Source organism: Pseudooceanicola sp. HF7, from assembly GCF_011806405.1.
Taxonomy (GTDB): Bacteria; Pseudomonadota; Alphaproteobacteria; order Rhodobacterales; family Rhodobacteraceae; genus Pseudooceanicola.
The window spans coordinates 78,199-99,878 of sequence record NZ_JAATOW010000011.1 but is presented as its reverse complement, the minus strand read 5'-3'; the positions used below and the strand labels follow the sequence as shown (position 1 = coordinate 99,878).

General features: G+C 61.1%; 19 protein-coding genes. 11 read left to right on the top strand and 8 right to left on the bottom strand.

Features of this window, described 5'->3' with window-relative positions; translation table 11 throughout:
* Window positions 1–4: 4 nt before the first annotated feature.
* Both HCZ97_RS08690 and HCZ97_RS08685 read right to left on the bottom strand, forming a co-directional pair.
* Window positions 5–1,534, bottom strand: coding sequence for an ABC transporter substrate-binding protein (locus HCZ97_RS08690; protein WP_175581674.1), 1,530 nt, complete (start codon window positions 1,532–1,534; stop codon window positions 5–7).
* A 378-nt stretch (window positions 1,535–1,912) separates the two neighbouring features.
* The gene (locus HCZ97_RS08685; protein WP_167688307.1) at window positions 1,913–2,074 is read right to left on the bottom strand and encodes a hypothetical protein; all 162 of its coding nucleotides are present in this window, start codon (window positions 2,072–2,074) and stop codon (window positions 1,913–1,915) included.
* A gap of 154 nt (window positions 2,075–2,228) precedes the next feature.
* Between HCZ97_RS08685 and HCZ97_RS08680 the strand changes: the two genes are divergently transcribed.
* Window positions 2,229–2,537 (top strand): helix-turn-helix transcriptional regulator, encoded by a 309-nt coding sequence (locus HCZ97_RS08680; protein WP_167688306.1) that lies wholly within the window; start codon window positions 2,229–2,231, stop codon window positions 2,535–2,537.
* An 80-nt stretch (window positions 2,538–2,617) separates the two neighbouring features.
* Entirely contained in the window at window positions 2,618–3,823 is a 1,206-nt protein-coding gene (locus tag HCZ97_RS08675; RefSeq protein ID WP_167688305.1) for an oxidoreductase, read from the top strand.
* A 312-nt stretch (window positions 3,824–4,135) separates the two neighbouring features.
* On the opposite strand, the gene HCZ97_RS08670 is transcribed toward HCZ97_RS08675, so the two are convergent.
* On the bottom strand, window positions 4,136–5,056 hold the full coding sequence (locus HCZ97_RS08670; protein WP_167688304.1) for a LysR family transcriptional regulator: 921 nt from the start codon (window positions 5,054–5,056) through the stop codon (window positions 4,136–4,138).
* Window positions 5,057–5,187: 131 nt separating this feature from the next.
* On the opposite strand from HCZ97_RS08670, the gene HCZ97_RS08665 reads away from it, so the two are divergent.
* A complete protein-coding gene (locus HCZ97_RS08665) occupies window positions 5,188–5,868 on the top strand; it encodes a type 1 glutamine amidotransferase domain-containing protein (protein WP_167688303.1) in 681 nt (226 codons plus the stop codon).
* A 50-nt stretch (window positions 5,869–5,918) separates the two neighbouring features.
* Here HCZ97_RS08665 and HCZ97_RS08660 read toward each other — a convergent pair whose 3' ends face one another.
* The gene (locus HCZ97_RS08660) at window positions 5,919–7,031 is read right to left on the bottom strand and encodes a zinc-binding dehydrogenase (protein ID WP_167688302.1); all 1,113 of its coding nucleotides are present in this window, start codon (window positions 7,029–7,031) and stop codon (window positions 5,919–5,921) included.
* A gap of 403 nt (window positions 7,032–7,434) precedes the next feature.
* Window positions 7,435–7,701, bottom strand: coding sequence for a hypothetical protein (locus HCZ97_RS08655; protein ID WP_217701754.1), 267 nt, complete (start codon window positions 7,699–7,701; stop codon window positions 7,435–7,437).
* Between the two features lie 279 nt (window positions 7,702–7,980).
* On the opposite strand from HCZ97_RS08655, the gene HCZ97_RS08650 reads away from it, so the two are divergent.
* Window positions 7,981–10,104, top strand: a complete 2,124-nt coding sequence (locus HCZ97_RS08650; protein WP_167688300.1) for a TonB-dependent siderophore receptor — start codon at window positions 7,981–7,983, stop codon at window positions 10,102–10,104.
* A 747-nt stretch (window positions 10,105–10,851) separates the two neighbouring features.
* Here HCZ97_RS08650 and HCZ97_RS08645 read toward each other — a convergent pair.
* Window positions 10,852–11,397, bottom strand: coding sequence for a TetR/AcrR family transcriptional regulator (locus tag HCZ97_RS08645; RefSeq protein ID WP_167688299.1), 546 nt, complete (start codon window positions 11,395–11,397; stop codon window positions 10,852–10,854).
* Between the two features lie 76 nt (window positions 11,398–11,473).
* On the opposite strand from HCZ97_RS08645, the gene HCZ97_RS08640 reads away from it, so the two are divergent.
* Window positions 11,474–12,997 carry an MFS transporter gene (locus HCZ97_RS08640; RefSeq protein WP_167688298.1) on the top strand — a complete coding sequence of 508 codons (1,524 nt, stop codon included), beginning with the start codon at window positions 11,474–11,476 and terminating at the stop codon, window positions 12,995–12,997.
* Window positions 12,994–13,560 (top strand): GNAT family N-acetyltransferase, encoded by a 567-nt coding sequence (locus tag HCZ97_RS08635; RefSeq protein ID WP_175581673.1) that lies wholly within the window; start codon window positions 12,994–12,996, stop codon window positions 13,558–13,560. Before HCZ97_RS08640 ends, HCZ97_RS08635 begins: the two co-directional genes overlap by 4 nt.
* A 339-nt stretch (window positions 13,561–13,899) precedes the next feature.
* On the opposite strand, the gene HCZ97_RS08630 is transcribed toward HCZ97_RS08635, so the two are convergent.
* Both HCZ97_RS08630 and HCZ97_RS08625 read right to left on the bottom strand, forming a co-directional pair.
* Window positions 13,900–14,250 carry a hypothetical protein gene (locus tag HCZ97_RS08630; protein WP_167688297.1) on the bottom strand — a complete coding sequence of 117 codons (351 nt, stop codon included), beginning with the start codon at window positions 14,248–14,250 and terminating at the stop codon, window positions 13,900–13,902.
* A gap of 455 nt (window positions 14,251–14,705) precedes the next feature.
* Window positions 14,706–15,431 (bottom strand): DUF4344 domain-containing metallopeptidase, encoded by a 726-nt coding sequence (locus tag HCZ97_RS08625; protein WP_167688296.1) that lies wholly within the window; start codon window positions 15,429–15,431, stop codon window positions 14,706–14,708.
* A 359-nt stretch (window positions 15,432–15,790) separates the two neighbouring features.
* Between HCZ97_RS08625 and HCZ97_RS08620 the strand changes: the two genes are divergently transcribed.
* The 5 genes from HCZ97_RS08620 (at window position 15,791) to HCZ97_RS08600 (ending at window position 21,636) form a co-directional block, all read left to right on the top strand.
* Complete coding sequence (locus tag HCZ97_RS08620) at window positions 15,791–16,246, top strand: GNAT family N-acetyltransferase (RefSeq protein ID WP_167688295.1); 456 nt, start codon at window positions 15,791–15,793, stop codon at window positions 16,244–16,246.
* A gap of 510 nt (window positions 16,247–16,756) precedes the next feature.
* The gene (locus tag HCZ97_RS08615; protein WP_175581672.1) at window positions 16,757–17,101 is read left to right on the top strand and encodes a hypothetical protein; all 345 of its coding nucleotides are present in this window, start codon (window positions 16,757–16,759) and stop codon (window positions 17,099–17,101) included.
* An 851-nt stretch (window positions 17,102–17,952) separates the two neighbouring features.
* Window positions 17,953–20,415, top strand: coding sequence for a nitrite reductase large subunit NirB (nirB, locus tag HCZ97_RS08610; protein ID WP_167688294.1), 2,463 nt, complete (start codon window positions 17,953–17,955; stop codon window positions 20,413–20,415).
* 5 nt (window positions 20,416–20,420) lie between these two features.
* Entirely contained in the window at window positions 20,421–20,753 is a 333-nt protein-coding gene (nirD, locus tag HCZ97_RS08605) for a nitrite reductase small subunit NirD (RefSeq protein ID WP_217701756.1), read from the top strand.
* 37 nt (window positions 20,754–20,790) lie between these two features.
* On the top strand, window positions 20,791–21,636 hold the full coding sequence (locus HCZ97_RS08600) for a formate/nitrite transporter family protein (RefSeq protein ID WP_167688292.1): 846 nt from the start codon (window positions 20,791–20,793) through the stop codon (window positions 21,634–21,636).
* Window positions 21,637–21,680: the final 44 nt, after the last annotated feature.

Genomic DNA, 21,680 nt, shown 5'->3' with positions numbered 1-21,680 from the left:
GGTCTCAGTCGGCTTTCTGGATGTCGGACACGAAGAACTGGGAGTTCAGCCCGTTCAGCGGATAGCCCGAAACATTCGACGTCGAAACGACGATCTGCGGGTAGAGGTACAGCCACATGCTCGCGGCGTCCTCGGCGATGATCTTGTTCGCCTCGGTCAGCATCTCGGTCTGTTCCTCCATGCTGTGCGCGCTCTCGCTTTCAGTGATCAGCCGGGTGACCTCGGGGTTGTCGTAGCCCCAGTAGAAACCCGGGTTGCCGTAGAACACGATGTCGCGGTGGTTCACGTGTTCCTGCAGGGTCGCGTCGAAATCATGCGCCTTATAGATCTTGGTGTACCACTCGTTGGCCGTGATGATGTTGATCTTCACGTCCACGTCGACCTTGGCCAACTCGTTCTGCAGGAACTGCGCCACCACGGGATGCGGATCGTAATCCGGCGTGTCGAGGGTGAAGGAGAAACCATCGGGATAGCCCGCCTCGGCCAGCATCTCCTTGGCGCTTTCCGGATCGTAGGCGTTCACGTCGTTCAGATCGACATACCAGGGATCGGTCGGCGGCACGAAAGAGCCAATCAGCGTGCCGTAGTCGCCCCAGATCGCCTGCAGCAGCTTCTGCTTGTCCACGGCGCGCGACAGGGCGGCCCGCACCTCCACATTGTCAAACGGCGCGACCCGGTCGTTGTAGGCCATCAGCTCCTTGGTGGTTGAGGCGCCTTCAGACACGGTGAAATCCGGATTGTCGGTGAACATCGAAAGCGCGTCCGGGCTTTGTACTGAGGTGATGATGTCTACCGCGCCGGTCAGCAGAGCGTTGTTCTGCGCCGTTGCATCGGTGAAGTACTGGAACATCACGCCGCCATTGCTGGGCTCTTCGCCCCAGTAGCCCTCGAAGGGCACCATGGCCAGTGCCGAACCCCGCCGCCATTCCTGCAGCGTGTAGGGGCCGGTGCCGTCTTCGCTGGCGCTGATGTCGCCGGCGTCGTCATTGACGATCCAGACATAGGAAAGGTTGTAGGGCAGAGAGATCGAGGGTGCGCTCAGGGTCACCACCACGGTCTTGTCGTCCGGGGTCCCGATGCTGTCGATCACCGACAGGGTCTTCTTGCGCGAGCTGGCGGAGTTTTCCGCGGTGACCCGCTCGATGGAGCTTTTCACATCGGCAGAGGTCATTACCTCACCGGAGTGGAAGGTCACACCATCCTTCAGGGTAAAAGTATAGGTCAGCCCGTCTTCGCTGATCTCGTAGCCCTCCACCAGTTTGGGTTCGACATCGCCGTCGTCGGTTAGCACGAAGAGACCTTCGTAGACGTTGCCGTTGAAGGCCTCGTTGATGCCCTGGCCCGCGCCCTGGGTGTTGTCGAGGTTCTGAGGCTCATAGAGCGAGCCGATGTTCACTACGGCCTGCGGGTCGTAATCCTGCGCCATGGCGGCGGCGGACGACAGCGCAAGGAGCGAAACGGTAGTCAGCGTCGCAAGGGCGGCCCGGCCGCGCGCAAGCGGCGCACCGAGAGACATGTCTTTTCTGGAGAGCATGGGGAAGTCCTGTTTGTTCTTGTTGGCGGACGATAACGTCACGGACTGCAGCATCGAAGCATGCGGCGCGTCCGAAGACAACATCACCCTGCGCGGCAGGCATACCCAACATCTGTCAACGAACATGAGTTTCCCCATCAGCGCGCCACCTTTATCGTGCCCCCCGCCTGGCCGGCCGCACCGCATAGTCATGCGATAGGCCAGGCGCGGGCGCGCTTGTTGCACGCCCGCCAAGGTGCCACAAGCTGGAACGCGACCCACACGCCGCCCGAGGAGAAAAGATGGCAGGCGCCGTCACCTCCGTGTCCCGCAAAGTCAGCTCTGCCAACCTCTAAAGAATGAAATCTGCCATGTCTTCGTTCACCATCGCAGACAGTTTCAAACGGGTTTCTGCATCTCGCCGCCCGACAGTACCGCCCGGCGCAGCACCATCCCGCCCAAGGCCCCCTGCCCTACAATGAATTCGTTCGGCGACAGCGAGATAGTGTAGAGCTGCACGCCCGCCGCCAGTTCCCTGGCGAACTCGATCAGCTTAGCCACGCTCTCATGTCAGGGCAGGATTTTGGAATGGTGCGCGTATGGCCCGATGGTGAAGCGCCAGAACCGTGTCTGACGCACGCGGGCCCTCGATTGCACGCTTTGGAGGGCTCGACGCTGTATTGACATCGCGAAGAATATCGAGATACCTCGATATATGGACATTGAAAGATCAATCTCTGCGCTGAACAATCCTATGCGCCGCAGGATACTGGAATGGCTCAAGGACCGTTCCAACTTTCCGCCCGCGCTACCGGGACACGAAGACATTGAAGGTGTTTGTGTCGCTTACATTCAGGAGAAGGCGAAACTGTCTCAGTCCACGATCTCGAACTACATGGGATTGCTGAAACAGGCGGGATTTGTGAGGGCCGAACGCCACGGCCAGTGGACGTTCTACCGGCGCGACGAAGAGAACATTCAAGAGTTCCTGACGGCCGTCCAGGCCGAACTTCTGAAAAAGTAACCTGAAGGCAGGGAAACCGATCTCGGTTGTGCCTTGCTAAAACGAAGCGAAATATCGAGATATCCCGATGGAGAGTGGACATGAACAAGATTGGCAATGACGCAAAGACCCTGCTTGGCCAGCCCTTGGACCTGCCATGCGGTGTGAGCCTGAAGAACCGTATTGTGAAGTCTGCCATGTCCGATGCCCTTGGTGACGGCGCGGGAAATCCCACCGAAGCGCAAATGCGCTTGTATGAGAGATGGGCCGAAGGAGGTGCAGCGCTGTCGCTGATCGGTGAGGTTCAGACAAGTCCGCATTATCCGGAAAAACCCGGCAATCTTGTGCTGACGCCAAACGCCGACCTGGCTGCACTGACAGCACTGGCCACACGCGGATCGGCCAACGGTTCACATATCTGGCCACAGCTGGGGCACGCAGGAGCATTGGCGCACGCGCCGATCAGCGATCCCAAAGGACCCTCTGCCCTTGATGTCGAAGGGCTTCGCTGTGACGGCATGTCATTGGAAGACATACAAGAACTGCCCCAGCTTTACGCACAAGCGGCGGGCCTCGCAAAGAAAGTTGGTTTTGGTGGCGTACAGATTCATGCCGGTCATGGGTTTCTGTTCAGCCAATTTCTGTCGCCATTGTTCAATCATCGAACAGATGCCTACGGCGGCACGGTAGAGAGACGTTTCCGCATTGTAGAGGAGGTTATCGAGGCGGTGCGTCGGGCTGTCGGACTCGCTTATCCGATCGGCATCCGGATCAACGCAACCGACAAGCTTGAAGGCGGCCTGACGGCTGTCGATGCGCTGCGGGTAGTTCAATTGCTCGACAAGACATCGGTGGACTTGATCGACATCAGCGGAGGCACCTACTTCCCCGGCGCGACGTCAAGCTCAGAAGGCGGATCGTCTTCCGGCCCCTACTTCATCGACTTCGCCAGACAGGCAAAGAAGACGACGTCCATTCCGATCATGCTGACAGGCGGATTTGAGACAAGGGATCAAGCGTCGAAAGTCTTGGCGGAAGGGTCTGCCGATACGATCAGTCTTGCCCGTGCAATGGTGCTGAATGCATCTCTCGCCAAAACGTGGTTGAGCGACGCGGGCGGTGATCCTGACTTCCCGAAATTCGATGTCCCGCCGCGCGGAGGTGTCACGGCATGGTACTCAATGCGTCTGACAGCTCTGGGTGAAGATCGTGAAGAACAGTTTGCTCTCACGCCTTCGGAAGCCCTGGAGGCCTACGACGCGCGGGATGCGCAACGGTGTGAAATTTGGCGCAATCGGTTCAGTTAAAACAAGCGGTCAGTCGACGCTTCACAGCATGTCGGCATGGATGGGCTTAGAGCCGCCATGGGCGGAGCGGAGCGTCAAAAGGTAACCGGATCGTCGGAACTACGGTCAATCCCGAACGTACTTGCCGTTCGCAGAGGATGATCACTCCCGGCCCATGCCGAGACATTCGCGGAAGGCGGGGATCACTTGGCGGCAGGTGCGGCGTCTCAGATGCCGTTTCCTTGGATCGGACATTCAACGCCGCGCTTACGACCAAAGCCATACTCCCCCGCATTGAGGCTGGCGAAGCGCAGATAGCTGCAAATCACCTGCTCATCCCGCGCCTCGGGATCTTTTCTTTTCCGCAGCCGCGATGGTGCTCAGAAGGCCGCGCAGCCAGATATGGCGCGCGTCGGTCCGGTTGTGGGGGTGCCATGCGACCTCCGTCGGGAACGTGCCCAGGTTCAATGGCACCGGCATGTCTCGAAGCCCGTAAGGGTCAGCGACCATGGCCGCGATGCGTGCAGGGACAGTGGCGATACCTCCGATGCCGGCGACTGTCGGCGCTGCCGTCATGAAGTGCGAGACAATCACCACGGTGTTGCGCCGCAAGCCTGTGTCTGCGGTCAGCTTGTGAACTCCAGTGCGCCACTTGCCGGGCGGCGCCACCACCACATGCGGAAGTCGTTCATAAAGGTCTCGGGTCAGGGTCGCGCCCTCTGCCAAAACCTCCGGCGCAACGATGCAGCGGAACCCGTCACTGAAAAGTTCCGAGACAACCAGGTCCTCCGGTGGAGGGGAGAACCGGCCGATGGCGAGATCGAAGGTTTGCCCGGCAAGCGAACGTGGATCCAGGTCCGGGCCGATCGGCGCGATCTCGAGCTCCGCCTGGGGCGCGAGCCGCGCAAAGGCTGCAGCCAGAGGCGGAGCGAGCACGACCTCTGCGTAGGGGCCCAGCAAAAGCCGGAAGCGCCGCGTGCTTTGCGCCGGATCGAAAGGCTCTGCGTCGCGGAACGCCCGTTCCAGCCGATCCAGCCCGGCAGCGATGTCCGGCGCGATCTGCAATGCCTTCTCGGTCGGTTCGACGCCGTACCTAGCCCGCAGGAAAAGCTCATCCCCAAGGGCGACCCGCAGCCGCGCAAGCGCCGCGCTGACGGTGCTTTGCGACTGGCCGAGGCGACGCGCCGCGGCAGTGACATTGCGTTCTTCCATCACGGCGTGGAAGACGCGAAGGAGAGAGATATCGGCGGTCACTTATCCAGCTTATCGATATCTGACATGCTGCGCATCAATTTCTCGATTGGTGATTTCATCCCATATCAGCCTCAAGACGTTCCTGCAGTGACGCTTGCAGGACGTTCCAGATAACGCAAGGAGACCTGAAAATGGCACGTATTCTGATCCTTTCAACTGCGGCCGATGCCCTTGGCGACACCGGCAACCCCACCGGCGTCTGGTACGAAGAGCTGGCAAGCCCGTATTACGCCTTCCTTGATTCGGGTCACGAGGTCACGCTGGTGACGCTGGGCGGCAAGCCTGTTCCCATCGACCCGAATTCCGACGTGACCGGAGACGAGGCCCCGGCCTCGGTCACCAGGTTCCGGGAAGATGCGGAGGCAACGGCGCTTCTGGCCAAGCCCGGCCGCCTTGAGGACGAAGACGTAACCGCTTACGACGTGCTCTACATTCCGGGTGGTCATGGTGCGATGTTCGATCTCGCGGAGAGCGCGGAGGCGGCAAAGGTCATCGGCAATGCCTGGGACAGCGGCAAGATCGTCGCCTCGGTCTGTCATGGCCCTGCGGCCTTTGCGAATGTCGTGGATGCGAATGGCGATCCCATCGTGAAGGGGCGCAAGGTCACGGCCTTCACCGACAGCGAGGAAGAGGCCGTTGGCCTGACGAAGGCGGTGCCCTTCCTGCTGGAAACCAAGCTGCGCGAGCTCGGGGCCGAATTCGAGAGCGTCGGCGACTGGCAGCCTCATGCCGTGGCCGATGGCCGGCTGGTGACCGGTCAGAACCCGGCCTCGTCAGAGGCTGCGGCGAAGAAGGTTCTCGAACTTCTGTAAACTCAGGTGGCGCCGCCCTGCAACGGGCGGCGCCTTCTCTACCCTGCGGATCAGGCCCAGGGCGTGACCAGGTATTTCTCACCCGTGCGCATGGCGCTGTAGTCCAGCACGGCATCCTTGGTCAGCATTTCCTCAAGCGTGACCTTGGACTTGTAGCTGCTGGCGAAGGTGGTCGTGAGGTTGTCACGCACACGTTGACGCATCCGCCCCATGGTTTCCTGCCCAACCGATTGAAGGAAGGGGAACAGCAGCCAACCCGACAGCGTCCAGCCGAACCCGTAGCTGGCTGTCAGGATGGTGGGGCTGGTGTCGAGGCGACCGTAAATGAACATGCGTTTCGGCTGGTTCGATCCGTAGCGCGAATATTCGTCCATCTGCTCCCTTGCGACCCGCTCCATCGCCCGGAACGCGCTATCAACCAGCTTGCCGCCCCCAACGGGATCGTAGCCATAGAAGGCTCCGGTGGCACGAATGGCCTCGGCCAGCTGGTCCATGAAGTCGTCATCGGAGGAGTTGACCACATGCTCGGCGCCGATCCCCTTCAGCAGCTCCACTTGGTCGCTCTTTCGCACGATGTTCACCAGCCCGATGCCGTCCTCTGCGCAGATGCGCGTCAGCATCTGGCCAAGATTTGAGGCCCCGACGGTGTGCAGGATGGCCTCCTGTCCGTCGGCCTTGGCATTCTCAACGAAGCCGAGCGCGGTCATCGGGTTGACGAAGGCGCTGGCGCCTTCTTCGGCGGAATGCTCTCCCAGGGGAAGGCACATGTTCGCGTCGGCAAGGCAATACTGGCTGTAGGCGTTGCCCGGTACGCAGGAGACCCGCTGCCCCATCAGCGCCTGAGCAGCGTCGCTGTCGCCAGCGGCAATGACCGTACCGGCCCCTTCATTGCCAGCGGGCAGTTTCAATCCGTGACGAGCCGTTGACGCGGCATTCGCCGCCTCGGGCATCCGGGCCACGAACCTGCCTGGCGTATATTCTGCGTTTTCCATGTCGGCACCGCCGACGAGAATGGCAAGGTCAGACGGGTTGATCGGCGCGGCTTCCATCCGCACCAGCACCTGATCTTTGGTGGGGTCGTCAAATACGACGTCCTCAAGCGCGACGGTCAGTGTGCCGTCGGCCTCGAGCGTGGTGAAGAGTTGTTTTCCGGTGGTGGCCATGTAGAAGCCTCCTTCGCGTTTAATTGTGTGATCTGAATATAGGCCCAATTCCGAAGCATCCAAATTTTCTGCATACGTGACATGATACACAGGCCAGACTGCAGGAATGGGTTCGGTCACGGCCCCTTCGTAGCGGGCAACGTTCGAAAGTTACGCCATCACGCTTGGCATATGGAACACAAGGCTTCTGCGCCGAGAGTGAGGCATGCTCGCCACCCGTTTGGCCGACGCTTGCGAAGGTCCCGAACTTTGCAGTCGGCTCTAGCGCCGCCCCTGAAGGTCGTCGTCCCGACCCCTTCTATAGTAGAACCCAGGCCGAGACCCTCGGCCCATTCTGGCGATTGGGGGCGTGTCACATGATGCGCTCACCGAAGAGCTTGATACTGCTGCTTAATAACGCTCTTCAGGAATGGAAGACGAGGTTATTCGTCGCATCCCATGCCATCAGCACCTGAAAGCGATAGCGAGATGTGCGGTGGGCTTGTATCGGGCAGTCATGGGCTCTCGCGCGCGTCATATCGTAATCACACTGCTTGCCGTTCTGCTTTTGGCAGTCGGAAGTGTTACGTCGGCCCGGATGATGGCCCCTGATGAGAACACAGTCATCCGTGCGGAAATCGCTGCGCTTGGGCTCTCGCTTGACGACATCTGCGGTGACCACCTCGGACATGAGCATCACTGCCCATTCTGTCATCTGACCTCGGAGCCCCCCTTACCGGCCCCTGTCGGCATCTGGCGCGTTTTCATTCCCAACACCGGCTGGAAGGAAAGCGCAGATCTTTACCGCAAGGCGCAGGCACGAGACCACTCCCATGCCCCTCGCGCCCCTCCTGAAATGATCTGAAACGGCAATACCGGACGCGGTGCGTCACGTCCGGGTTTACCTTTCCACGGCATTTCGGCGGCTTGACGACGTCCGCCAACGTGCCTTGCTTATTTCGGAACCTCCATGAAACATCCCCTGAAACTGGCCGGGCTCCTGCTCGCCAGCACATCTCTGTGCGCCACGACGACGCTCGCCCAAGAGGCTTTGGACCTCGGCACCACCACTCTCGATCCGATCATCGTTCAGGATCTGGATAACGGCGCAGTCATATATGGCTACCGCGCAGATACCGTGTCGAGCGCCACGCGGACGGCAACGCCCCTTCAGCAGACACCCCAATCCGTCCAGGTCCTCTCGCCCGAGCTGCTGGAGGATCAGGCCGTCACCACCATGTCCGAGGCGCTTGGCAATGTCAGCGGCGCCCAGGGCACGATCCCGCTTCAAACGCCTGCCTTCGAGTCCACCCTGCTGCGCGGCTTCCCCACTGAATTCTACCGGGACGGCATGACCAGTTACATCAACACGGGCGACGCCAACGCCATGGCAGGTGTCGAGCGGATTGAGGTGCTGAAGGGGCCGAATGCCATCCTCTACGGCGGCGGCATTGGCACGCCCCTGGGCGGTCTGGTCAATATCGTGACCAAGAAGCCCAAGCCGGAAAACTTCACCGAGCTTGGCCTGACCTATGGCACAAACAATTTCGTTGAGCCGTCGTTCGACATCAATCGACAGCTCTCAGGCACCGTTCTCTTGCGCATGAACGGCAGTTACGTCTGGTCCGAAGCCGACCAGGAGGTAATCAAGACACATCGCTATTCGTTCAGCCCCTCGCTGACCTTCGGCTATGGAACGGATACCCGCCTGACGGTTGAAGGGTATCTGTCCCGCTGGGAGCAGCAGGAATATCAGGGCCTGCCTGCGGTCGGCACGGTGGCAGGGGATTTCCACATCGACCGAGATCTCTATATCGGCGATCCCGGCATTCCCGACAGCCACACGGAAACGCGCAAGCTGACCTTCACGCTTGAACATGATTTCAACGATCAGTGGTCCAATCGCACTCAGGTCCGGTATGGCGAGAACGAGGTGGAGCAGATCACCCAGATCATCCTGTCGAACGCACCTGATGCGGGCCCGACCGACTGGAGCCTCTACAATTCCTACGTACCGGGCGAGCAGACCGAATACAGCTTCAACACCTCCTTCGAGGGGCATGTCAGCGCCGGGAACTGGGACCACGTGCTGCTCTTCGGCGCGGATTACTCCCGGATCGAAGACTATTCGCTGATGTATATGGACTACGCTGGTAGCAACGATCTGGTGAACCCGGGCGCATGGCCCGCTTGGACCATGCCCTCGACGCTGGCCATGGGCGAAGGCAACGGGACCTACACGACCTCTGGGGCCTTCGTGCAGATGCAATCTTCCGTCGGGCGCCTGCACCTCCTCGGCGGCCTGCGCTTAGCCCACCTGGAGACGATCTACGATTCCGAGGGCTATGGCCGACGCGACACGCTGGAAGAAACGAAACTGCTGCCCCGGATCGGCGCGGTCTATGACGTCACGGATCAATGGTCGGCCTTTGCCAGCTACAGCGAGGGAATGAAAGCCAATGCATTCTATTTCTACTCCTCAACGCCGAAGCCCGAATTTTCCCGCCAAGCCGAGATCGGCATGAAATACGATGGAGGCACCGTGTCGGGCAGCATCGCCGCCTTCCGGATCGAGCGTGAGAATGTGCCCGTCACCGACCCCAATGATCCGATGATGCTGACCAGCATAACCGAAGGGCAGCAGCGCTCTCAGGGCGTCGAGCTGGACGCCGTCTGGCAGCCGGGCGGCGCCTGGCAGGTCATGGCGAACTACGCCTATACCGATGCCGAGCTGACCGCGGATATCCCGATGGGCGCACCGGCCGGGTCGAAGCTTCCCGGAGTGCCGCGCCATTCCGGCGGCATCTGGGTGGATTACGATGCGCGGGCTGGCAACGGCGAGGGCTGGCGCGTAGGAGCCGGGCTGCACGCGGTCTCGTCCTCCCCGCTCGATCAGGTAAATACCTACCAGACAGCTGGCTATGCCACAGTGAACGCCTCGGCCAGCTATACGCGGGGAGCCATGACCTATGCATTGGCGGTGAAGAAACTCTTCGATACGGAATACGACCTGCCGATGTATGGCTACATGGGAGGTCGCGTGGTGCCCGGAGCCGAGCGGCAGATCCTCTTCAACATCAGCAAGAGGTTCTGAGGTCTTAGGCTTTGCGCTCTCCTCGCACCCATGGGAGCGATGGCTGATCAGGTCATCCCGCTGCAACCCGGCGGGACTGTCGCACCTCTGAACCGCCCTGACCCGAAGACGGCATGCACATGCCCACCGCACCAGGAGATGAATGTCCTGGTGCGGTGGGCAAAGACGCACCAGCCTGCGAAGAGTCCGATCTTCGCAGGCGAACCAGCTGCGGCCGAGGATGGTCGCCGCTGATGATACCTGTCTGCGGAATGAAGGCCCACGCTCTGCACAGCCAGGCACGACGCGGGCATTCCGGCACAGCTTAATGTCCATCAGAACGGAGGTCACGGCGAGGGCATCTGGTCGTTGTTCAGCAGCAACACGCCGAGCTTTTGGCATTCACGAAACGGATTGAAGAAAATGACCAGCCACAGAGATCGCCAGGGGGCGTAGAACGGCTCCCCGCCCTGCCTGTCGAAGCCTCCCGTTCATGCTGCACTCGGCATGAAGCTTGTAGAAAGGTCGCTTGACGCCAATCCCCCCTCCTCCGGTGCGGTAGCGCTTAAGATGAATAAGGCCCCGGACGATGGGATCGAGGTCAACTTAGTCTCCACACACATGCGCAAAAGTCTCTGTGTAAACATCGATCATCCACGACAAAACGACCTAAGTCGCAGAGAAATGGAACGGCCTTCGACCTGCCTGACGACAGACATGGGTGCCATCAGGCAGGGCAAGTATATCTGATCATGTCGATACGGTTCACTATTCCGGTGTTCCAACCAACTTCAGCAAGATCACCTCGACGTCGTCCATCAGGTCCGACCAGCTGTTCTCATCGTCCAAGCCGTTAATCCGCATCAGAAACAGGCCCTCGACCGCCAGGAAAGCCACGCGGGCGGCGCGGGCTTCTAGTCCATCGCCGGTCAGGCGGGCGAAGACCCCTCGATACCAGTCACGGGTCTCCCGCAGGTTTGCCGGATCCTCCAGATAGCTGACCAGCAGGCCCGCCATCTTGGCGTCAAGCGCCTGTTGCGAGGCGCGTGTCGCCGCGATGTAGCGCTGCACGAAGCGCACCGGATCGTCAGGCGGCGGGTCGCCCAACAGATCGTCGAACTGCGCGGTCCAGCGGTCAATCAGCGCACGCACGATCGCGTCCTTGCTGGCGAAGGAATACTGCACCCCGCCCTTGGACACGCCCGCCGCTCGCGCCAGCGCGCCGATGGTCAGGGCTGCCCCGCCACGGCTGCGCACGATTCCCTCGGCCACGTTAAGCAGCCCGTCGCGGGTGATTTTCGCCGTCCGGCCCATCGCTGCCCTCCGCCCCATTGAATTCCATACGCACGTATTTAAATCAACTCCTGTCCGAAGACTCAATAGGCGCGCCATGACCACCCCACCTCTCGACCCCAAGCGCTGGCTGGTCCTGCTGGCGGTGATGCTGGCCTTCCTCCCGGTTGTGCTGGACATGACCATACTGCATGTCGCGGTGCCCAGCCTAACCCAAGCCCTGCATGCCTCCTCGACGGAGGTGCTCTGGATCATCGACATCTATCCGCTTCTGATGGCGGGGTTGCTCGTGCCGATGGGCACACTGTCGGACCGGGTCGGCAACAGGCGGATCCTGTTGGGCGGGCTGGTCGTCTTCGCCGCCGCATCAGCCTTCGCAGCCTTCGCGCAAAGCCCGGCCCAGCTGATCGCCTCGCGCGTCGTGCTGGCGCTTGGCGGGTCGATGATCATGCCCTGTGTGCTGGGGCTCATCCGCAAGACCTTCGAGGATCCGGGCGAACGGGCCATGGCGCTCGGCCTCTGGGGGACAGTCGGGGCAGCGGGCGCAGCCATGGGTCCAGTGATCGGCGGCGCGCTGCTGGAGCATTTCTGGTGGGGGTCGGTCTTCCTCATCAATGTGCCGGTCATGCTTTTCGTGGCCCCGGCCTGCTTTCTGCTGCTGCCCCGGGCCGAGCGCGTAACCCCGGGCCCCTGGCCCATCGGCCAGGCGCTGCTGCTGATCGCGGGTATGATCGCGGTGGTCTATGGCATCAAGGCAGGCTTCGGCGCCAAGCATCCACCCGTGGTGACGGGAGCCGTGCTTGCCGGCGGCGCGGCCCTTCTTGCGATTTTCGTGCGTCAGCAACTGCGCGCGGCGGCGCCGATGCTGGACCTATCGCTCCTGTCGCGCCCCGCCATACTTGCGGGGTTGATGATGGCGCTGGTGGCCTCCGGTGCCTTGGCCGGGGTCGAGCTGACCCTGGCGCAGGAGCTGCAATACGTGCTGGGCAAGACGCCGCTCGAGGCCGGGTTGTTCATGGTGCCGATCATGGCGGCCGCGGCTGTGGGCGGGCCGGTCGCGGGCTGGCTCTCCAACCGCTTTGGCCTGCGCCTGGTGGCGGCCCTGTCGCTTGCCATGGCAGCGCTGTCGCTGCTATTTCTGGCGTATCAGGATTTTCACGATCCCGGCTGGCATGTGCCCACTGTGTTGGCCCTTCTGGGCCTGACGCTCAGCATCGGGCTGACCGCATCATCGATCGCGATCATGGGCGCCGTCGAAGCCGAGGACGGCGGCGCGGCGGGATCGCTGGAGGCCACGGGATACGAGCTTGGGACGGGCCTTGGCATCACCGTCTTCGGCGTCTTCATGGCCAGCACCTTCGCAGGCGCCATTGAGATGCCGGCAGAGTTGCCCTCCGATCTGGCCGCCGCTGCGTCGCGTAGCATCGGCGACGTCTACATGGTCGCCGCCGGGCTGCCCGATGACCAGGGCGCGGCGCTGATCACCGCTGGTAGGGCGGCCTTCAGCCAGACCCATGCCATCCTGTTGACCAGCGCAGCCACCGTGATCATGGCGCTGGCGGCGGCCGTCTGGATTACCCTTGCAGGGCAACGCCAGTCCGCCGATGCCCCGAACCATTGAGCCCCGAGCCGAAAGGGACATCCATTAAGCCGATCGAAACCGAACGCCTGCTTCTTCGAAACTTGCGCCGCGAGGATGCGGGCGGGCTGCTGGCATATCTGGCATTTCCGGTCGCGAGCTGCTTCCTGTCGCTGACCCTCCGGGACATGGACGCCGCCTTGCCCGAGGCCGAGCGGCGCGACGCGGACGACTCCCAGATCGCCGTCTGCCTTAAGGAAAGCGACCAGCTCATCGGGGACCTCTTCGCGCATCCCGAGGGTGACACGGTTTCGGTTGGATGGAACTTCAAACCGGCGTTTTCAGGACAGGGCTATGCGTTTGAGGCTGCGCATGCCCTGTTTGCCGATCTCTTCCAGGCCCAGGGCATGCGCCGCCTCCATGCCTATGTCGAAGATCACAACTTACCCTCGCAGAAGCTCTGCGAGCGGTTGGGAATGCGACGTGAGGGGCTGTTTCTGAACTACATCTCCTTCCAAGAAGACGATACCGGCCAGCCTATCTACGAGAACACCATGCAATACGCATTGCTGCAACGAGAATGGGCCGCCTCCAACAAGCGGTAGGCGAGTGCAAATAGGTTGTCTGGCAAGGACAGTTGGAGAATTTCAACAGCTGATTTTGGGACGCGGCGGTGGGCATTGGGGCCGACAGCCGGATAGGGCACAAACCGGTCATGCGGCTCTTCAGCTGCCTACGCCGACCACCTCGACCAGCACCCTGCGTCGACGCCGGCCCTGAATCGACTTTCAGCCCTGAATAAGACTGCTGCAGCACAGCCCGTCAAAGCTGCCGTTCGAAGCGCGTGCGAACCCTGGCGGGATCGTAAGGCCTGCTGAGCGGACCTTCCAGACCTCCGTTGCAACTGCGCAAATGTTGGGTTCAGTGAACGGTTCGTTTTTGCCTCAGAAAAGGTCAATGCAACCGGCTACTTCGTAGCGACTTGTCATTTCCGCAGAGCGTAGGCGGTACCAGTCGGCGAGTTGTTCGAAGCGGTCATCGAGGGACTGGCCACTGGTCGGTGGGGCACCGTGCAGTAGCTCGAAACGATCTTGCTCTGCCTTCACAACAGACCCTAAGAAATAGCCGATGCCTGCCTCGGCCGACCCTCCTACTGGTCGGGGCTTGATGAACCCGGGAAAGCCGGAATCCTTTTCGACCAGTGGCGCTCCAAGCTTCAATGCCTCGGCCATGTGCGCGTCGCGCAAATGATCGGCATCAGCGTTCGCGCGAGATGCGCCCTCGATGCGTACCAACGGAAGTCGGCTGAGTTCGGCGTAGGCGGCACATTCAATGTGCTGTATCGCCCTTGTTCCATCGGCGAATGCGGTGGTCGCTATACATAGGGCAATCGTTGTCGTCGTAGTTCTCCTCACTTTGTTTCCTTCTGCTTGCCAAAGGCCATTCCCAGATAAGGACCACTGCCCCAGAAGAAATCTTCAATGAGCTCCGCGCAACAAATCATGTTTTCCGATACTGCAGTATCAATGTCGTGAAAGGGCTCGTTCCCAACCTTCGCTGCTCCGCAGGGTCAAGCGTCTGGTCCCTTGAAAGCGTCGCTGCGAGCCCTGAGCCGACCTTCGGCCTCGGATCAGAATGCTGCAGCGCAGCGCATCAAATCTGCCGTTCGCCGCGCTCGCAAACCCTAACGGGGCCGCAGGGTCTGCTGAGCGGACGAAGCCGACCTCCAAGGATACCCGGCGCGTATCGGTCAGTGGCCGCTCAACTGTTCCTCGAAACGCTCGACATAGGAATCGCAGATGGTGATTTTGCGCTGATTTCTCGACCAGCCAGTTTCACCCTCGCAGCGCTCCAAGGACAATGTGATTAGCGAGTGCCAGTCTATTTCCGACAATAGATCGTAGGCCATGGCGCTCAGCTCGCTGTCGACGATCATTTGGGAAAGAGGGAATTGATCCGCGATCAGACGAACTTCGGTGACCCTCGCGCGATCCGGCATACGATGCGCATCGAGCAGACGTCGCCAGGCACGCCCGACCTCCGGGCCGAAATCCCGGCAAGCGGCCACGTCGTCATCGTTCATGTCATAGCGCTCAACGAGGCTCTCGTACCGCTCGGGCTCAAGACCATAGAGAAGGCAGACCGAGCGTCCCGCCCGCTGATCGTCGTCAAGATACTCGCTGAATCGCCCCGCCTCCTCTCCGTCAGCGAGGTTCTGATCCGCACGGGCGGCGACGATCTGCTCAACACGCTCGGGGAACATCAGGTGGACGTAGACTGTCGCGAAATCGTCAACGATCGCCTCTTCGGGCCCGATCATCGGAAGGTCGAACTCCCTTAGAAACGCATGGCCGATCTCATGCGCAACCACATGGACGAGCGCGTCCGTAGTTGCCTGCGAAAGCACTTGTTTATCCTGCGCAATCAGTGGCGGCGCGCTCGCCATTGCCGCAGCAAGGATCACAGTTCTAAACATGGACGCCGTCCTTCTGCAGAGATGTCGCTAGGGCCGAGAATATCGAGACGCGGCTGTGACACAATGGGCTCCGAGCAGACGTGTGGCGATACGGCGGGCCAGGCTAAAGGCTCTGGTCAGGTGCCCCGTCGCTTGCGGCCCTCACCTGCCGTTAGTCTTTAGTGCCACCGCTGCTCCGCAGCATCACGGAAGCGGCCATTCATGCAAGGCGCAGCGCGATCGGCTGGTTGGAGGTCGGGGATGCGGGACAAAGAACGCCTTATCTGCAGCCGTGGCAGAGGTCCGGTTCCTGTAGGTGGTGTTTGGCGGATATTACCGAGAACTGGTCAACATTATTAACGCGCCTTAAGGTGCTGAGAATGACTTCAACGTTCAACATCATGCGCGCCGGTTTGAACGACATTCCGGAGCTCATTCCACTCTACGAGCGTTTCTTTGCAGAGGACGCCATCAAGATCGCGCGACCCGAGATCGAAGCCAATTTGAGACAGATGCTTGCGGATGATCGGGCGTCCGTTTTCGTGGCGACTGCTAACGGGTCGGCGATCGGGCTTGCTTCCGCGAGCTTAACCTGCGGGGTTGAGTTTGGCTGGGCGGCAGAGATAGAGGATCTGTTTGTCGTTCCCGAGCGCCGCGGCCAGGGCCTGGCGCGACAATTGATAGAGCTTGTGCTCGAATGGGCAGACGACAGCGGGGTTCGCCAGAGCTATCTCGTCATCACGCCGGAAGCCGAGCACGCGCAATCGCTCACCGCACTGTATAGCAAGTTTGGCTTCGTCCGATCTAACCGCGTCCTGATGTATCGGGCCTCTTGAACTTCCGAGCACTTGCTTAAGAGCCGGAAAGGTTAGAACCGGTCATCGGCTCGCTCTGCAGCATTGGGTGATATGGGCTCGAAGCCCATTTGTGGCAGCGCGGCGGCCGGCCAGCTAAAGTGAGTGGGTCTGTCGACGGGCGGCCCTTTGCCGACCTTCAAACATGAGATTTGTGGTGCCGCAGCTGGGACATGAAATCATTCCGAAATGTCGAATGTTTCTCCAATCTCGAAGAAGAGCGGCAGATTATCTTCTCAAGACAGCTCTGGCGTAGTTGTTGCCCGAAGATGGGCTATTGGGCAAGGCTGCTCAACTTTGCGTGACAGGCGACACGTAGGTGTCGGCGGCCTATTTCCCGTTTACGAAGCTGCGCGATGAAGAACTTTCCGATGTTTCTCCGAATGGAGGGTCGCCGTGTCGTGTTGTGCGGTGGGGGAGAAGAAGTTGCCCGCAAGGCGCGCCTGCGACTAGATTGCGGCTACCGGAACCGCTGGTATCGAAGTCGAAATCTTGCCCGGCATCATCGCAGCCTCAGCTACCGCCGCGGCGCTTGGGCAATCGCTGACCGAGCGTGACGAAACCGATACCTTCGTCGTCACGACAGGCACTTGCCGCTCCGGATCGTGCGCTCCTCTCCAGACCGGGGACTTACATTGCCTTTTCATGGCCGTCGAAAAAGCGGTCCAGGTCCAGGCTGATGGGTATTGTGGCGTCTCTCAGCATAGACCCGCAACGAAAGGTATCGACTACGCTCGGCGCCTTGTCCGAAACGGTTGCGGCTCAGGGAACCAAAGGCCCGGCCATTCTCATGTTGCGATACCTCAAGTCGTTGGCCCCCGGAGCAGCCTCCTATGAAACCGCGGTCCAGGGATCTTGATGGCTTTTTATATCTGCTTCTAGCTTGAAGCGATAATAGCCTTGGATTTCTTATGAAACTCTCCAACTTCACCGATAAAGCCTTACGGGTCTGCCTCTATCTCGGAGCGCGATCAGGATCGCGTGGTGCCCATCTCCGGGATGCCCCGGGCCTGGGGCGTTTCGCAAAGCAACCTGATGAAGGTCGTGATCCAGTTGATCGGTGGCGGGCTGCAGAAGAGCACCCGGGGGCGGTCCGGCGGCGTCGCCCAGGCGCGGAAATCTGGGTCGGCGAAGTGACGCGCCTCATGGAAGGCGATGATCCTCTGGTCGATCCTTCTTGGCGGCGCACGCGCGCAGGAAGATGCCGTCCCGGCAAGATAACACGAATTGGCACGACTCTTTCCGGACCTATGCTCCCGGACAACCTTTAGGTGTGCCCGATGGTCTTGGTCACGCACGCACCGTGGCTTCGCGAATGGTTTAAAAGCTGCTCATCAGGCGAGCAACCTATGCAAGATGCCCACAAAATCTGCCTGCTCAAAAGGCAAATCCTCTCTGCCATAGCAAAAATCGCTATTCGCGCAAAAAGGGATTGTGCCAATAATATATTCTAAGTTACCGCATTCATAAGTGAGGCTACATCGCCTCCACTCTGCCGCAACGGCGCGGCGATTTCCGTCACATCGGCCACCGGTCCCCGGACCATAGGCCACGCAGCAATGGCGCTGCTCGACGCTCTGAATTTCAGATCGCGGGATACGCCTTGCCTCATGGCTTGCAGCCTTCCCTGACAGAAACCGCCGCGGCCCGGACTCACCCGGTTCCGCACCAGCGAACCGGAGGACGTCATGTCCAGGCAGAAGCTCGTCATCGTCGGAAACGGCATGGCCCCCGGCCGGATGCTTGAACACCTGTTCGAGGCGAAAGGCGCCTACGACGTCACCATCTTCAACGCCGAACCGCGGGTGAACTACGACCGCATCATGCTATCGCCGGTCCTGTGGGGCGAGAAGAGCTTCGACGACATCGTCATCCACGATGACGCTTGGTATGCGGACAACGGCATTGCCCTGCACCGGGGCGAAAAGGTCGTCGAGATCGACCGTGACGCTAAGACCGTTACCTCCGAAGGCGGTATCACCGCCGCTTATGACAAGCTTGTCATCGCCACCGGGTCGACCCCCTTCATCATCCAGGTTCCGGGTCATCAACTGCCTGGCGTGATCGCCTATCGCGATCTCGACGATGTCGAAACCATGACAGCTGCGGCGGCCCGGGGTGGGCGCGCCGTGGTCATCGGCGGCGGCCTCCTGGGGCTGGAAGCAGCCGCCGGTCTGAAGGCACAGGGCATGGACGTCACCGTCCTGCACCTCATGCCGACCCTGCTGGAGCGCCAACTGGACCCGGCCGCAGGCTACCTGCTCCAAAAGGAACTGGAAGGTCGCGGGATCGACGTCCGCTGCGGCGCCAACACCAAGCTGATCCTTGGTATGGACAAGGTCGAAGGTGTCGAGCTGGAAGATGGCGAGGTCATCGACGCCTCCCTCGTGGTGATGGCTGTCGGCATCCGCCCGAACATCGCGCTGGCGGCTCAGGCCGGGCTGGAGGTCGGTCGCGGCATTGTCACCGACGCGCAGATGCGCACCTCCGATCCAGACATCCTGTCGGTCGGCGAATGTGTCGAGGTGGGCGGGTTCGTCTACGGCTTGGTCGCACCGCTCTACCAGATGGCGAAGGTCGCCGCGGCAACCCTGACCGGGGACGCCGCCGCCTTTGCCCATGCCGAGACGCCGACCAAGCTGAAGGTGACCGGGATCAACCTCTATTCCGTCGGTGATTTTCAAGACGGGCCTGACCGCGAGGATGTCGTCCTACGAGACGCCGCGCGTGGCAGCTACAAGCGGGTCACCCTGAAGAACAACCGCGTGATCGGCGCCGTGCTTTACGGCGATGTGGCCGATGGCATGTGGTTCAACGAGTTCCTGAAATCGGGCGAAGATGTCAGCGCGCTGCGCGATACGCTCATCTTCGGTCAGGCGCACCAGGGAGGCGGCGTTGCCGCCGATCCGCTGGCCGCCGTGGCCAACCTGTCGAGCAATGCGGAAATCTGCGGCTGCAACGGCATCTGCAAGGGCAAGATCATCGACGCGATCAACGAGAAGGGCCTGACCTCGCTGGCCGAGGTTCGCGCACACACCAAGGCTTCTGCCTCCTGCGGAACCTGCACCGGGCTGGTCGAGAGCGTGATCGCGCTGACCCTTGGGGACAGCTTCGAGAAGAAATCCGAGGGAATGTGCGGCTGCACCACGCTGGGCCACGGCGAGGTCCGTCGCCTTATCGTCGCGAAGAAGCTGAAGTCCATCCCGGCGGTCATGCAGGAGCTGGAATGGTCCACCGCCAACGGCTGCGCCAAGTGCCGCCCGGCGTTGAACTACTACCTGTTGTCCGACTGGCCGACCGAATACAAGGACGACCAGCAGTCGCGCTTCATCAACGAACGCGTCCACGCGAACATCCAGAAGGACGGCACCTATTCCGTTGTTCCGCGGATGTGGGGTGGCATGACCTCTGCCGATGAGCTGCGGGCCATCGCCAATGTCGTCGACAAGTTCAACATTCCGGACGTGAAGGTCACGGGTGGTCAGCGGATCGACCTGCTGGGCATCAAGAAGGAAGACCTGCCGGCGGTCTGGTCCGACCTGAACGATGCGGGCCTCGTTTCCGGACACGCCTATGCCAAGGGTCTGCGCACGGTTAAGACCTGCGTGGGCTCGACCTGGTGCCGCTTCGGAACGCAGGACAGCACCGGCCTCGGCATCAAGCTCGAGAAGTTCCTTTGGGGCTCCTGGACGCCCGCGAAGGTCAAGCTGGCGGTCACCGGCTGCCCGCGCAATTGCGCGGAAGCCACCTGCAAGGACATCGGCGTCATCTGCGTCGAGAGCGGCTACCAGATCGTTTACGGCGGCGCGGCGGGCCTGCATATCCAGGGCACGACGAAGCTGGGCACCGTGAAGACCGAGGAAGAGGTACTCGAGATCGCGGGTGCCTTGACCCAAATGTATCGCGAACAGGGTTTCTACCTTGAGCGGATCTACAAATGGGCCGAGCGGGTCGGGTACGACACCGTGAAGGCAGCGATCTTCGACGATCTCACCGGGCGCCGCGCCTACTATGACCGCTTCGTCATCTCTCAGGAAAACTCCCAGACCGATCCCTGGTCCGCGCGCGTCTCTGGCGTCGACAAGCACGAATTCAATCCGATGGCCGTCTTCGGCAAGCCGGCAACCACAAAGATGGAGCCCGCAGAATGAATGCCATGTCTCAGAATGATCTCGATTGGCGCCTTATCGGCACCATCGACGACATCCCGCAACAGGGCGCCCGCTGCGTCGAGAACGGCGACACCAGGATCGCCGTCTTCCGCACCGCCGCCGACGAAATCTTCGCTCTCGAAGACAACTGTCCGCACAAGAACGGGCCGCTTAGCCAGGGGATCGTGCACGAAGGTTGCGTGACCTGCCCCCTGCACAACTGGGTCATCTCGCTCTCCACAGGCTCGGCGCAGGGCGCCGATGAGGGCCGGTCCGCAACCTTCCCTGTCCATCTCGACGGTCGGGACATCTACCTGAACTTGAAACCCGGCGCCTGACCTCAGGCCCTGCAACTCTCTGAAAGGAATGCGAGAAATGTCGTATGTTACTCCCAAGGAATTCGCGGTCAAAATGGTCGACGCCGGCGAATCCAAAATCTTCATGTCCACCAAGGACACCCTGATCCGCGCCTTCATGGCCGGCGCCATCCTGGCCCTCGCGGCAGCTTTCGCCGTGACCATCGCTGTCAACACCGGCAACTTCCTCGTGGCCTCGCTGCTCTTCCCGGTCGGCTTCTGCCTGCTCTACCTCATGGGCTTCGACCTGCTGACCGGCGTCTTCACGCTGGCCCCGCTGGCCGTCATCGCAAAGCGTTCCGGCTGCACCTGGGGCGGCGTGCTCCGCAACTGGGGCCTCGTCTTCACCGGCAACTTCGCCGGCGCCATGACCACCGCCATCCTGATGGCCGTCGTCTTCACCACGGGCTTCTCGGCTGAACCGAACGCCGTCGGCCAGAAAATCGGCTCCATCGGCGAAGCCCGGACCCTTGGCTATGCCGCCGCCGGCGGCGCAGGTCTGCTGACCGTCTTTGTCCGCGCAATCCTGTGCAACTGGATGGTTTCGACCGGCGTCGTTGCCGCGATGATGTCCACCTCCACCTCGGGCAAGATCATGGCGATGTGGATGCCGATCCTGGTCTTCTTCTACCTCGGCTTCGAGCACTCGATCGTGAACATGTTCCTGTTCCCCTCGGGCATCATGCTGGGCGGTCAGTTCACCTGGGCAGACTACTTCATGTATAACGAAATCCCCGTCGTTCTGGGTAACCTCGTCGGTGGCCTGACCTTTGTCGGCGGCATGATCTACGCAACGCACTTCCGCGAAAGCCCGAAGCGCAACGCCCACCGTAACGACGACGGCGCAGGCGTCCCTGCGGAATAAACCTCTTTGACCTGGCCCCGCGCAAGCGGGGCCATTTCCCGTAC